The organism is Dactylosporangium sp. NPDC049742, from assembly GCF_040674675.1.
In the GTDB taxonomy this organism is placed as follows: domain Bacteria; phylum Actinomycetota; class Actinomycetes; order Mycobacteriales; family Micromonosporaceae; genus Dactylosporangium; species Dactylosporangium maewongense.
On sequence record NZ_JBFANF010000043.1, the window covers coordinates 1 to 12,607 of the forward strand.

The 12,607-nt window shown below is 69.5% G+C and carries 17 protein-coding genes and 2 tRNA genes; 3 read left to right on the forward strand and 16 right to left on the reverse strand.

The window, feature by feature from the left end:
• Together AB0J72_RS38770 and AB0J72_RS38775 are read left to right on the forward strand one after the other, a co-directional pair.
• Window positions 1-261 (forward strand): hypothetical protein (locus AB0J72_RS38770; RefSeq protein WP_363408297.1); only part of this gene is annotated, 261 nt, incomplete at its 5' end.
• A 402-nt stretch (window positions 262-663) separates the two neighbouring features.
• On the forward strand, window positions 664-876 hold the full coding sequence (locus AB0J72_RS38775; protein WP_363408300.1) for a hypothetical protein: 213 nt from the start codon (window positions 664-666) through the stop codon (window positions 874-876).
• Window positions 877-910: 34 nt separating this feature from the next.
• Here the strand turns inward: AB0J72_RS38775 and AB0J72_RS38780 are convergent, their stop codons facing one another.
• The 7 genes from AB0J72_RS38780 to AB0J72_RS38810 form a co-directional block, all read right to left on the reverse strand.
• Window positions 911-1,705 (reverse strand): carbon-nitrogen hydrolase family protein, encoded by a 795-nt coding sequence (locus tag AB0J72_RS38780; RefSeq protein WP_363408303.1) that lies wholly within the window; start codon window positions 1,703-1,705, stop codon window positions 911-913.
• A 16-nt stretch (window positions 1,706-1,721) separates the two neighbouring features.
• A complete protein-coding gene (locus tag AB0J72_RS38785) occupies window positions 1,722-2,555 on the reverse strand; it encodes a DMT family transporter (protein ID WP_363408306.1) in 834 nt (277 codons plus the stop codon).
• Between the two features lie 189 nt (window positions 2,556-2,744).
• Complete coding sequence (gene clpX, locus AB0J72_RS38790; protein WP_344501471.1) at window positions 2,745-4,040, reverse strand: ATP-dependent Clp protease ATP-binding subunit ClpX; 1,296 nt, start codon at window positions 4,038-4,040, stop codon at window positions 2,745-2,747.
• Between the two features lie 274 nt (window positions 4,041-4,314).
• Window positions 4,315-4,974 carry an ATP-dependent Clp protease proteolytic subunit gene (locus AB0J72_RS38795; protein ID WP_344501472.1) on the reverse strand — a complete coding sequence of 220 codons (660 nt, stop codon included), beginning with the start codon at window positions 4,972-4,974 and terminating at the stop codon, window positions 4,315-4,317.
• A gap of 11 nt (window positions 4,975-4,985) precedes the next feature.
• Window positions 4,986-5,636, reverse strand: a complete 651-nt coding sequence (locus AB0J72_RS38800; RefSeq protein ID WP_344501473.1) for an ATP-dependent Clp protease proteolytic subunit — start codon at window positions 5,634-5,636, stop codon at window positions 4,986-4,988.
• A gap of 174 nt (window positions 5,637-5,810) precedes the next feature.
• Window positions 5,811-7,181 (reverse strand): trigger factor, encoded by a 1,371-nt coding sequence (gene tig, locus AB0J72_RS38805; protein WP_363408310.1) that lies wholly within the window; start codon window positions 7,179-7,181, stop codon window positions 5,811-5,813.
• A 74-nt stretch (window positions 7,182-7,255) separates the two neighbouring features.
• Window positions 7,256-7,329, reverse strand: a tRNA-Pro gene (locus AB0J72_RS38810).
• 142 nt (window positions 7,330-7,471) lie between these two features.
• On the opposite strand from AB0J72_RS38810, the gene AB0J72_RS38815 reads away from it, so the two are divergent.
• Window positions 7,472-7,542, forward strand: a tRNA-Gly gene (locus AB0J72_RS38815).
• Window positions 7,543-7,682: 140 nt separating this feature from the next.
• Here the strand turns inward: AB0J72_RS38815 and AB0J72_RS38820 are convergent.
• The 9 genes from AB0J72_RS38820 to AB0J72_RS38860 all read right to left on the reverse strand — a co-directional run bounded on the left by AB0J72_RS38820 (window position 7,683) and on the right by AB0J72_RS38860 (window position 12,522).
• Entirely contained in the window at window positions 7,683-7,898 is a 216-nt protein-coding gene (locus AB0J72_RS38820) for a hypothetical protein (protein WP_363408313.1), read from the reverse strand.
• Window positions 7,898-8,056: a hypothetical protein gene (locus AB0J72_RS38825; RefSeq protein ID WP_363408316.1), complete on the reverse strand. Its 159-nt coding sequence runs from the start codon at window positions 8,054-8,056 to the stop codon at window positions 7,898-7,900. The genes AB0J72_RS38820 and AB0J72_RS38825 overlap by 1 nt, the downstream gene beginning before the upstream one ends.
• Window positions 8,057-8,500: 444 nt before the next feature.
• Complete coding sequence (locus tag AB0J72_RS38830; RefSeq protein WP_363408319.1) at window positions 8,501-8,698, reverse strand: hypothetical protein; 198 nt, start codon at window positions 8,696-8,698, stop codon at window positions 8,501-8,503.
• A gap of 102 nt (window positions 8,699-8,800) precedes the next feature.
• Complete coding sequence (locus AB0J72_RS38835; RefSeq protein WP_363408322.1) at window positions 8,801-9,181, reverse strand: excalibur calcium-binding domain-containing protein; 381 nt, start codon at window positions 9,179-9,181, stop codon at window positions 8,801-8,803.
• A 110-nt stretch (window positions 9,182-9,291) separates the two neighbouring features.
• A complete protein-coding gene (locus tag AB0J72_RS38840; RefSeq protein ID WP_344501479.1) occupies window positions 9,292-9,447 on the reverse strand; it encodes a hypothetical protein in 156 nt (51 codons plus the stop codon).
• A 90-nt stretch (window positions 9,448-9,537) separates the two neighbouring features.
• Entirely contained in the window at window positions 9,538-10,725 is a 1,188-nt protein-coding gene (locus AB0J72_RS38845) for a sigma-70 family RNA polymerase sigma factor (protein WP_363408325.1), read from the reverse strand.
• Window positions 10,709-11,110 (reverse strand): YciI family protein, encoded by a 402-nt coding sequence (locus AB0J72_RS38850; protein ID WP_363408552.1) that lies wholly within the window; start codon window positions 11,108-11,110, stop codon window positions 10,709-10,711. The genes AB0J72_RS38845 and AB0J72_RS38850 overlap by 17 nt, the downstream gene beginning before the upstream one ends.
• A gap of 11 nt (window positions 11,111-11,121) precedes the next feature.
• Window positions 11,122-11,874, reverse strand: coding sequence for an alpha/beta hydrolase (locus tag AB0J72_RS38855; RefSeq protein ID WP_363408328.1), 753 nt, complete (start codon window positions 11,872-11,874; stop codon window positions 11,122-11,124).
• Window positions 11,875-12,522: a DUF2625 family protein gene (locus tag AB0J72_RS38860; RefSeq protein ID WP_363408331.1), complete on the reverse strand. Its 648-nt coding sequence runs from the start codon at window positions 12,520-12,522 to the stop codon at window positions 11,875-11,877.
• Window positions 12,523-12,607: the final 85 nt, after the last annotated feature.

A 12,607-nucleotide genomic window follows, 5' to 3' on the forward strand; every position in this document is an offset into this window, starting at 1 on the left:
ATCCTCGGACACGACAACAGCCGTGTCACGGGGTCAATCAATTGGCACTGGCTTAACAAGCACCCTGTTGAGTTCTCAAACAACCAACACACACCGCTGAAGCTCGCTCAGTTGAGCTTGCCTCATCCGGGGCAACTTCTCTACTTTACCAGGTCGCTCGCCGTTGTCAAGTCCGTATTTTCGGGCTATTCAACTTCAAGCGGCTTCCCGAGCATAACAAGGACACCGTTTCCGGTGATCTTGTTTCGGGAGATCCAGTAGGACCGGCCGGCACTGGAGCGTGTCGCTCGCTTGCCCGCCCGGCTCCCTGCCGGCTTTGTTACTTTACCAGGTCGTTCCTGCCTGTCAAGTTCGCGTTATCCGCTTGTCGACCTTCTGGAACGTTTCCCGCACACGCCAACCGCACCGTTTCCGGTGTGGAGACCTGCTCGGGATTCCGACTGGACCGGCCGGCTCGAGCCTCTCGGCTTTCACCCGCCCGGCTCCCTGCCGGCTGGATCAACTTACCTGGCCGGCTTCGCGATCGCAAATCCGGCTTACACCGGTTGAAACCGCACCACCCAGGAAGAAGTCCGGCGAACCGGTCGTTTCCGACCAGTCCCTCGGACCTGGAGAACCGTACGGGGAACGGCGAACCCGCGTCAAATCGGGGAGGATGACGGCATGACGCCGAGCCCCCACGCGGACGCACTGCTGGACATGCTCTTCCCGCTGTGGCAGTTCGTCATCGGGATCGCCGTGGCGTTGTTCGTGGTCGTGGCCACCTATCGACTGGCGATGCGCGGACCTTCGCGGATGCGCGCCGCGATGCTCGTCACGGGCGCGGCGATCGTGGGGATCACCGTCGTCGGCATCCTCAGCAACCATCACGCCTGACCCGGCGGCAACCGCCGGGCCGGCGCGGGGAAGGTCAGAGCCGGCGGTTGGCCAGACTCGGCAACGTGGCGCGGATCTCCGCGAGCCGCTCGAAGTCGAGATCGGCGAACGTGACGCCCACGACATCGGGCGCCAGGGCGACGACCGTCCCCCAGGGGTCGATCACCATGCTGCGCCCGAAGCAGGTGCGGTCGGGGTCGTGGTTGCCGACCTGCCCGGCGGCCAGCACATAGCACTGGTTCTCGATCGCGCGGGCACGCAGCAGCGGCTCCCAGTGGTCGCGGCCCGTGTGGAGCATGAACGCCGCCGGCACCGCGAGCACCGTCGCACCGTCGATCGCCAGCTGCCGGTACAACTCCGGGAAACGCAGGTCGTAGCAGATCGACAGGCCAAGAACGGCCTCGTCGACCTGGAGCAGCGTGGTCTGCGCGCCGGGCGCCACCGTCGCGGACTCGTGATAGGAGACGCGACCGGGGATCTCGACGTCGTAGAGGTGGATCTTCCGGTAGGTGCCGGCGAGTCCGCCCTGGCGGTCGAAGACGAGCGTGGTGTTGTACGTGTGCTCGGGGTCGGGCCCGACCTCGTGGAAGGAGCCGGCGTGCACCCACATCCCGAGCTCGCGCGCGGCGTCGGCGAAGAAGGCCGCGAACTCCCCGTCGATCGGCTCCGGCTTCGGCGCCCCGTCGGCGCGGCCGAGATAGTCCACGTACTCCGGAAGCACCGCCAGATCCGCGCCGCCCGCCGCGGCGCGCTCCAGCAGGGTCCTGGCCACCCTCAGGTTGTCGGCCCGGTCGTCACGGGCGTTCAGCTGACACACCGCTACGCGCATACCCTCAGCCTATCGATCAGGCGGCGGTCAGGACGAGCGCTGCGGCGGCCAGACCGAGCCCGGTGATCTGCAGCGGCCGCATCCGCTCCCGGTCGACGGCCATCGCGAGGAAGACGGTGCTCACCGGGTACAGCGACGCGATCGGCGCGGTGATGCTCAGCATGCCCCCGCGGACGGCCACGAGGTAGAACGCGTTGGCGGTCACGTCGAACACGCCGGCGGTGCTCGCGAGCGCCACCGACGCCCGGTCCATCCGCAGCGGCACGCGCATGACGCGCATCGCGACGAGGAGACCGGCGACCCCGGCGAGGCGCCCCGACAGCAGCGGCCACATCCCGGACGTGTGCGACGTCTGGGCGATGAGCGTGAAGTACCCACCGAACAGCAGCCCGGCGCCGAGCGCGGCGACGATCGTCCCCCGGGGGACGGTGACGCCGCCGGTCGGGCCGGCGCTGACGAACGTGATGGCGACGACGGCGAGCACCGCGCCGCACAAGGCGAGCGTCGACGGGCGCCGGTCCAGGACGAGACCGAGCAGCAGCGGCACTGCGGCCGTCGTCGTGGCGGTCAGCGGCGCGACGACCGACATGGCGCCGCCGGCGAGACCGCGGTAGAAGACGACGAGACCCGCGACGCCGACGACGCCGGCCGCGGCGCCCCACGTAAGGTCGGCGGCGGCCGGCGGGCCCGGGCGGGTGACGATCAGCCAGCCGATGACCAGTGGGATGCCGGCCAGCTCGGCCACGAGCGCGATGCCGAACGAGTCGGTGCGCTGACTCGCCTTGCCGCCGGCGAAGTCACCCGCACCCCAGACGAGCGCGGACACGGCGGCGAAGACGAGTGACAACACGCCGAGAACGCTATTGGTTGTCATCGTGTACCGCTACCGCGTTTTCCGTCGCGTTGTCGGCAGTGTGATCCGTATTCCGCAGCGCTGGCGTACACATGCCGCAAACGCCAACGTCGTACACCTGCCGCAAACGACACAAAGAGAAGCGCCGCCCACCCGAGGGGGTGGACGGCGCTGCGTCTCGTGCGGCTAGGCCGACTTCTCCTCGCGGTCCGCGCGGCGGCGGCCGGCCCGGTGGGCGGCGAGGTCGCGGGGAACGATGGTCGGGATGACCTTCTCGAGCACGACCTCGCGGGTGATCAGCACGCGGGCGATGTTGGGGTTGCTGGGCACCTCGTACATCACGCTGAGGAGCACTTCCTCCATGATCGCGCGGAGGCCGCGGGCGCCGGTGCCGCGGAGGATCGCCTGGTCGGCGATGGACTCGAGGGCCTCGGCGTTGAACTCCAGCTCGACGCCGTCGAGCTCGAACAGGCGCTGGTACTGCCGGACGAGCGCGTTGCGCGGCTCGGTGAGGATCTTGACCAGCGCGTCGCGGTCGAGGCTCTTGACGCTGGTGATCACCGGGAGGCGGCCGATGAACTCGGGGATGAGCCCGAACTTCAGCATGTCCTCCGGCATCACGTCGCCGAAGCTGTCGTCGAGCGTGCGGTCGGTGATCGAGCGCAGGTTGGCGCCGAAGCCGGTGCCGCCCTTGCCGACGCGCGCCTGGACGATCCGGTCGAGCCCCGCGAACGCGCCACCGCAGATGAACAGCACGTTGGACGTGTCGATCTGGATGAACTCCTGGTGCGGGTGCTTGCGGCCGCCCTGCGGCGGCACGTTGGCTACCGTGCCCTCGATGATCTTCAGCAGCGCCTGCTGCACGCCCTCGCCGGACACGTCCCTGGTGATGCTGGGGTTCTCCGACTTGCGGGCGATCTTGTCGACCTCGTCGATGTAGACGATGCCGGTCTCGGCGCGGCGGATGTCGTAGTCCGCGGCCTGGATCAGCTTCAGCAGGATGTTTTCGACGTCCTCGCCGACATAGCCGGCCTCGGTGAGCGCCGTGGCGTCCGCGATCGCGAACGGCACGTTGAGCATCCGGGCCAGGGTCTGCGCCAGGTGGGTTTTGCCGCAGCCCGTGGGGCCGATCAGCAGGATGTTGGACTTCGCCAGCTCGACGCCGTCGCTGGAGTTGCCGCCGGACTCGGCCTGGACCCGCTTGTAGTGGTTGTAGACCGCCACCGCGAGGGCCTTCTTGGCCTGGTCCTGCCCGACCACGTACTGGTCGAGGAAGGCGCAGATCTCCATCGGCTTGGGCAGCTCGTCGAACTTGACGTCACCCGACTCGGCGAGCTCTTCCTCGATGATCTCGTTGCAGAGGTCGATGCACTCGTCGCAGATGTAGACGCCCGGTCCTGCGATCAGCTTCTTCACCTGCTTCTGCGACTTGCCGCAGAAGGAACATTTCAGTAGGTCGCCGCCGTCGCCGATCCGTGCCACCTACGATCTCCCTGCATTCGGCCGGACTGACTGCCCGGATCGCGTCGCGCATGTGCTTCGCGCTTTGCGCGCTTTGCGCTTTTTGTTCAGCTCACGTGCGCGGCTTGCTGCCGGTCGCCGCTTGCGTCTTGCGTCGTGCGTGTTGCTTCGTGCTGCCTCGACGTTACCTGGTGGTCGGCCGTATTCCGACCCCCTGAGCGGTGGTGTCTTTCCGGATGGCCACATCGGCCCGCCAGACCATGAGGTGAGGCGGGCCGACCGTGAACCTTGTGGGCTACGCCCCGGAAGCGACCAGCGCCGACTTCTTGCGGCTGACCAGGATGTTGTCGACCAGACCGTACTCCTTGGCCTCGTCGGCCGTCAGGATCTTGTCGCGGTCGATGTCCTTGCGGACCTTGTCGATCGGCTGCCCGGTGTGCCGGGACACCATCTCCTCGAGGTTCGTGCGCATCCGCATGATCTCGCGGGCCTGGATCTCGATGTCGGACCCCTGCCCGTAGCCGCCCTCGGTGGCCGGCTGGTGGATGATGATCCGCGAGTTGGGCAGGGCCAGCCGCTTGCCGGGCGTGCCGGCCGAGAGCAGGACCGCCGCGGCGCTCGCCGCCTGGCCGAGGCAGACCGTCTGGATGTCGGGCCGCACGTACAGCATCGTGTCGTAGATCGCCGTCATGGCCGTGAACGAGCCACCGGGCGAGTTGATGTACATGATGATGTCGCGGTCCGGCTCGTTGCTCTCCAGCGTCAGCAGCTGCGCCATCACGTCGTTGGCCGACGCGTCGTCGATCTGCACGCCGAGGAAGATGATCCGGTCCTCGAACAGCTTGTTGTACGGGTTGGTCTCCTTGATCCCATACGACGTGCGTTCCACGTAGGACGGGAGGATGTAACGGTTGTGCACCTCGCGCATCGCCGGGGGCAGGCTCAGATCGGTCATCGCTTCGCTCCTCAAGCCAGGGTTCCGGCGCCTTCCGGAGCCTGCTGGGCCCCGGTGATCACCTTGTCGATGAAGCCGTAGTCGCGCGCCTCTTCGGCGGTGAACCAGCGGTCGCGGTCGGAGTCGGACTCGATCTGGTCCAGGCTCTGCCCCGTGTGGAACGACACCCGCTCCTGGAACATCCGCTTGGTGTAGAGCATCTGCTCGGCCTGGATGGCGATGTCCGAGGCCGTGCCGCCGATGCCACCCGAGGGCTGGTGCATCATGATCCGCGCGTGCGGCAGCGCCATGCGCTTGCCCGGCGCGCCGGCGCACAGCAGCAGCTGGCCCATCGACGCCGCCATGCCCATCGCGACCGTCGCCACGTCGTTGGTGACGAACTGCATGATGTCGTAGATCGCCATGCCCGAGTAGACGGAGCCACCGGGCGAGTTGATGTAGAGCCAGATGTCGCGCTCCTCGTCCTCGGCGGCGAGCAGGAGCATCTGGGCACAGATCCGGTTGGCGACCTGGTCGTTGACCTCGCTACCAAGGAAGATGATGCGCTCCTTGAGCAGCCGATTGAACACCGAGTCGTCGAGCGTCAGGCTCGAGTCCGCGCCCCGACCGCGCCCCGAGGGCGCGGGACTGACTGGCGACGCTGGAATATGCAGGTCGGTCATGGCAGCCCTTCGCAAGAGTCTTGTACTTGCCGACCCTAACCGGTGTTGGGAGCGGGAGCTTCCTATGCTCACCGCATTTCGCTATGAGCGCACCGTGGTCGGCCGGGCCCGTTGTGCGTGCTTTGCCGCGCTGCGTGCTTCCACGCTGCGGCTCGGGCCCGGCCGGCTCCCAGATCAGTGGTTGTGACCCTCGTGGTCACCGTGGTCGTGACCCTCGTGCTCGTCCACCGGACCGCGCAGGTCGTCCAGCGACAGCGCGGTGCCCTCCGAGTCGACGATCTTCACCCGCTCGAGCACCACACCCAGCGCCTTGCCCCGCCGCACGTCACCGAAGACCGCACCGGCGACACCGGCCTGGACCAGCTGGTCGTAGTACTGCTGCGGGCCGACCCCGGCACGCTGCGCCCGGTGCACGATCTCGTGCCCGAACTCGTCGTCGCTCACCTGGATGTTCTCGGCGTCGGCCAGGGTGTCGAGCACCAGCTGCACCTTCACGCCCTCGACGGCCGCCTCGTTGAGCTCGGCGTCCATCTCCTCCTCGGTCTTGCCCTCGGTCGACAGGTAGTCCTCGAACGACGCACCGATGCGCTGGAGCTGGTCGTTCATCGACTCCTTGCGCGACTCCACCTCGTCCTTCACCACGCCCTCCGGCGCGGGGACCTCGGTGGCCTCGATGACGGCCTTCAGGGCCAGGTCACGAGCCGAGTAGAGCTGCTCCATCCGCTTCACCCGGGTCAGCCGGGTGCGCAGGTCGTCCTTGAGCTCGTCGAGCGTGTCGAACTCGCTCGCCAGCTGCGCGAACTCGTCGTCGACCGGCGGCAGCTGCTTGTCCTTGACCGACTTCACGGTCACCGACACCTCGGCGTCGCGGCCCTCGAAGTCGCCACCCACCAGCTGCGTGGTGAACGTCGTCGACTCACCCGCCGACATCCCCGCCAGCACGTCGTCGAGCCCCGGCACCAGCTGCCCGCTGCCCACCTCGTGGGAGATGTTGGTGGCGCTGCCGCCCGGCACCTCCTCGCCGTCGACCGTCGCGACCAGGTCGATCTGCACGAAGTCGCCGACCAGCGCCGACCGCTCCACCGTCTTCAGCGTCGCGAACCGGTCCCGCAGCCCCTTGAGCTGCTCGTCGACGTCCTCCTCGCTCACCACGAGCGCGTCGACCGTCACCTGGATCTCCGCCAGGTCCGGCAGCGTGATCTCCGGCCGCACGTCCACCTCGGCGGTGAACTTCAACGGCTGCCCATCCGCGAACTCGGTGATCTCCACCTCGGGCCGGCCCAGCGTCTTCACCTCGTGCTCACGCACCGCGGCCAGGATCTGCGTCGGGATGACCTCCTGCACCGCCTCGTTGAGCACGGCGCCCCGCCCGACCCGCTGGTCGATCACGGCGGTCGGCACCTTGCCGCGGCGGAACCCGGGAATCACGACCTGCGAGCCGATCTCCCGGTAGGCCTTCTTCAAGCTGGGCTCCAGCTCGGCGAACGGCACCTCGATTTCGAGCCGCACGCGCGTCGGGCTCAGGGTCTCGACGGTGCTCTTCACAGAACTTCTCCTCATGGGTCGCGGTCAGCCGCTCCAACGGCTGGGTGGACTGGCGGCTGCCTGGTATGTCCCGGTCGGGGTGGCGGGATTTGAACCCACGGCCCCTCGCTCCCAAAGCGAGTGCGCTACCAAACTGCGCTACACCCCGGTGCTGTGCGTCGGCAAGTGTATGCGTTGGGTCTGACAGGCCGCCGCTCGGTATGGCGGTGTCGCACTGCATGGACCCGCCATATGCCCTCCGGCGGAGGATTCGGTACGCTGGGAGCCGCACCCGGCCGAGCCGGGAGCACGCGGGCGTAGCTCAATGGCAGAGCTTCAGTCTTCCAAACTGACGGTGTGAGTTCGATTCTCATCGCCCGCTCTTAGCTCTTCAAGCAGGTCACAAGCTCCATCGTCGCACCGCCACGACCTGCGCTTCTCACCCTTGGGCCAGTAGCTTCCCGCCCGCGCCCTTGCTGACGGATCAGCGCCGCCGCATGCTCGGCTGGCCGAGGCGATGCGTCAGCTCGCAGGTGCTGGCGCCGGCCGCGGTGGCGAGGGCATGCCGATGTGGCGTAGGTCGCGGAAACGGAATCCGTTGGCCAAGTTGACCGCTTTGACCGCATATTTTCGTTTCACCGCCCAGTCGAAATTGCCGAAACGCAGCAGCGCCCAATCCCCGGCCCTGAACACGATCACGTCGGTTCCCTCATCGGTGAGCTCGGCGAGGTGCGCCATCAGTGCCGTGACCGCCGCGCAGTCCGGAGGGTGACGATCCGCACTCCGGCGCCGCCGGCTTCGACGCCGCCGAACGCCAGACCGCTCCTCAGCGCCGCCAACTTGCGCTGCACCCTGGTCCGGCTCGCGTCGAGATCCAGGGCGAACCGGCGCAGCACGACCAGCTCACCCCCTTGCAGACCCGAAAGGCGGCAACCACGGTCAGCGCACGGAACCGGGGCGGCATGGCGTCCGCGAAAGCGAACACCTGTTTGACGGTCTCCGTCGGACGCTCCGGGGTGTGGTTGCTCTCGCCGAGCTGCACCTTGCCGAGATGCGGCCGGACACGGAGGCGGTACAGGTCCTCGTAGTGCTCCCTGCTCCTGGGCGCGAGCTTGAGTTTCGGCAATCCACTGGACCGCGTTGCCGGCCGGCTCCACCTCGCCGGGCCTCCGGCGCGCCGTCCACGATTCCTTAATCACCTCCAACTCCATCACGGTCAGCCGGTCGTGCGCGTCCCGTTCAAGCGACCAACTGGCTCTCGCTCCGCGATGAAGTCGAAGATGATGAACCCGACCGTCGCAATCACCGTCGACCGTGCACCAAGTGGGATGATCCGGAGGTCAGGCCGCTCCCGCCTCGTCGGCCACCGCTGCGTCGCGCTCGGCGACGCTGCCGAACTCGCGTCCGCACGCGGTACAGATGTAGTCGCCGGTCTGGGCGCCGAGGTAGTACTCCTTGGCGAGATCGGCGTGGGCGCACGGAGGAGATCCGGCCGCCCGGTGCCGCGCCCGGAGCTCGCTCGCACTGTCGGACTGCACGGATCAAGCCTAGGCGGCGGCGGTGCACCTCGCGCCGGACTCCGATGATCGAGCGGCGATCAGGTCGCCGCGCCGGCGGGGCGCGGTCCTGCCCCGGCGGCCTTACTCGCAGGCGACGCCGTCGCCGTCGCGGTCCAGGGCCTTGCGGTAGCCGGGCTCGCCGCGGTGCAGCGGGGCGGCGCCGGCCTGCCTGACCTCCGTGCAGTTCGCGTAGTAGACCGCCGCGGGCTGTTCCTGCGTCGGTTCCGTCGTCGGCACGTCGACCGTCGGGACCGGCGGGATGGCGATCGTGGTCGTCGGGGCGGCCACGGCGGTCACCGGCGCGGACGGCGAAGGCGACGACGACGGGGACGGCGACGCGGACGCCGAGGGAGACGCCGAACCGGACGCGTCCAGGGGCTGCGCCGTCGGCTTCGCGGTGGAGCCGCAGCCGGCGAGGGTGAGCAGGACGATCACGGCGGCGGTGAGGCGGCGACGGCTCATGCGCTGATCTTCCGCCGCGAAGCGGCACCGTTGATCGGTCGCGTGGACGTCATCGGAATCACGTTCAGTCAAGGATCCAGTACGTTCGGACGCCCGAGCTGGAGCGTCGGTCATTCCTGGGAGGTCCAGCGGACCGGGAAGACGCCGACGCGGGACTCGTGGACCGGGTCGCCGGCGGCGACGTGGTCGGGGTGTTTCGAGCAGCGGACGGGGACGTCGCCGGTGGCGGTCGGGGTGAGTTTCACGGCGGTGCAGGTGATCTCCATGAGTGGGGACAGTAGTCGAACAGGCGTTCTAAATCAGCCGGATCATGGAATTGACCAGGAGCAACGCCCGCTACGTGCCCGACCGTCCGATCATTGGCACGCGGCGGCGCGGGTGTGCAGGTACCGGCGAAGCGGCACGCTGCCGGTGAGGCCGGCGGCCTTCGTGTAGGCGTCGCGGGCGTCCGCGAGCGAGCCGCTCATCTCCAGCAGATGCCCCCGCACCGCGTGGAAACGGTGATCGCCCGCCAGGGAGGTCAGCGACGACAGCAGCGACAGGCCGGCGGAAGGGCCCGAGGCCATCGTCACCGCCACCGCGTGGTTCAGCGCGACCATCGGGTTGTCCGTCAGGGTCAGGAGCAGCTCGTACAGTGCGACGATCTGCGGCCAGTCGGTCTCGGCGGCGGTGGGGGCCTCGTCGTGCAGGGCCGCGATCGCCGCCTGCAGCTGATACGGGCCGACCGGGCCGCGGGGCAGCGCCGCCGTGACGAGGGCGACACCTTCGGCGATCAGCGCCGCGTCCCACAGGGTGCGGTCCTGCGCGTCCATGGGGACGGGGGTGCCGTCGGGCGCGGTGCGGGCGGGCCGTCGCGCGTCGGTGAGCAGCATCAGCGCCAGCAGCCCGGCGACCTCGCTGTCGGCGGGCATCAGCCGGTGTACGAGCCGCGCCAGCCGGATCGCCTCGGCGGCCAGATCGGGCCGGTGCAGGTCGGGGCCGGCCGTGGCGGCGTAGCCCTCGTTGAACATGAGGTAGAGCACGTGCAGCACGGCGCCGGAGAAGCCGGACGGCAGCGCGAACGGCACGCCGCTGGCCTTGATCCGTTGCTTGGCGCGGCTGATGCGGCGGGCCATCGTCGCCTCCGGCACCAGGAACGCCCGCGCCACCTCGACGGTGGTGAGGCCGCCGACGGCCCGCAGCGTCAGGGCGATCTGGTCGGGCGGGGTCAGCGACGGGTGGCAGCACATCGCCAGGAGGATCAGGCTGTCGTCGTGCGCCGCGCCCGACGGCGGCGGTGGCACCCACTCCGCCTCGCGGCGCAGCCGCGCCTGCTCGCTGCGCAGCAGGTCCGTCAGCCGCCGCGACGCGACGGTGATCAGCCAGCCGCGCGGGGACTCGGGGACGCCGCCGGTCGGCCACTGCGCCGCGGCCGCGATGAGGGCCTCCTGCACGGCGTCCTCGGCGTGGTCGAAGTGCCCGTACCGGCGCACGAGCGCGCCGAGGACCTGCGGCGCGAGCGAACGCAGCAGGTCCCCTAAGGCGTCCTCAGAGACCGATCTCATCGCCGGATTCGATGATCGGCCGCACGTCGGCGTAGGCCGTCGCGGCGGCCGCGGGCGGCGCGGGGCACTGGCCGAGCCGGGAGGCGATCTCGGTGGCCCGGTCGAAGCTGTCGACGTCGACGATCCAGTACCCGGCGAGGACCTCCTGCGTCTCCGCGTACGGCCCGTCGGTGACCAGCGCCGGCGTCCCGCCGATGCGGCGGGTGTGCACCGGGGCGCCCAGGGCCCGGGTCTCGACCAGTTCGCCGGACGCCTCGAGCTCCTGGTTGAACTTCGTCATGAACTCGCCCATCGCGGCGAAGTCCTCGGCGGTCCAGACCGGTGCGTCGCCGGGCTTGCCGGCCATCTCGTCGTAGTCCCGCTGCGACGCGTACGTCAGGATCATGTACTTCACGGTCACTCCTCTCGAACGGCACCGTCCACCGGTGACGCCGGAGACGTCGGAGCGGGCGCGCCGTCCCGGACAGCATCGCCGAGAAACTTCATGACCGTCTCGCGGAACCGGTCCGGGGCGGTGCTGTGGATGCGGTGCCCGACCGGGAGGGTGACCAGCTCGCAGCGCGGGATGAGCGCCGCCACCTCGGCCAGCCGCGCCGGCGCGATGTGGCTCGCGGGTCCGCCGGACAGCAGCAGGGTCGGCGCCGCGATCGCCGGCAGCGCGTCCCACCACTGCGGTTGCGCCTGCCTGAGCTGCGCGATCGCGGAGGTCAGGGCCAGCCGGTCGTACCGGCGGCGCGGGTCGGCGGTCCCGATCGACAGCAGCAACAGGCGGCCCAGCGACAACCGGCCCTCGGAGACGCGCGGCGGCGCCGGCGGATCCTCCAGGACCAGCCGCGTGACCCGGTCCGGCCGCTCCTGCGCGACCAGCGACGCGGCGAACCCGCCCAGCGAATGCCCGACGAGCGTCACCCGGTCCAGACCGAGCCGGTCGAGCAGCGCGAGCACGTCGTCGCGGTGGGAGTTCAGCGTGTACTGGCGGGAGCGCGGACTGCCGCCATGACCTCTCAGGTCCGGCACGACCACCCGGTGCCCGGCCTCGAGCAGCGCCGGCGTGAACAGGTTCCAGGTCGCGCCGCGGCTGCCCCCGCCGTGCAGCAGGACCACGGCGGGGGCGTCCCGCGGGCCCTGGTCGCGGTGGTGCAGCTCCACCTACGCGCCGAGCTGGTCGGCGAAGTCGTGCAGGACGCTCACCAGCTGGGTCATCGGGACCGGCCGGCGGCTCACCTCGGCCACGTCCTTGCCCTCGGCGGCGAACAGCGGCGGCAGCGTGTGGATCCCGGCGTCGAACGGCACCGCGGCCACCTCGTCCTGCCAGCCCGGCCAGCGCCAGCTCAGGTAGAACTGGTCGATCGCGCCGCCGAGCATCGCGTACAGCCAGTCGGTGTACCCGAGGCCGAGGTCCTCCCAGCCGAGCGTGTCGGGCGCGAAGTAGTGGATCGACGGTGACGGACCGTCACCCTGCCGCCACACGAACTCGCCGCCCATCACGTCCTGCGCGACGACCAGCCCCGCGCCCTCGAACCCGGCGTTCACCGTGTGGATGTCCGGCAGCCGCCGCTCGGGGTGCCCCGAGCCGAGGATCCGCAGCCAGCCGTCGTCGACGACCAGCCCGCCGGACAGGTACACCAGCGACCCGAGCCACGACTTGGTGGTGACCTGGAGCCGCTCCAGGCAGGCCGCCGCCCTGTCGGGATCGGTCGGCAGGATCTCCACCGCGAACGGTGACCCGCTGACCGCCGCCTCGACCTCGGCCCACGCCGACCGGTCCTCGGAGATCAGCTCGGCGAGCGAGCGCATGCCGCAACTGTACGACGCCCCGCCCCGCCGCGTTCGCAGACACGAACGACGGATTTCCGGTGGTGAATGACGATCATTCACGTTC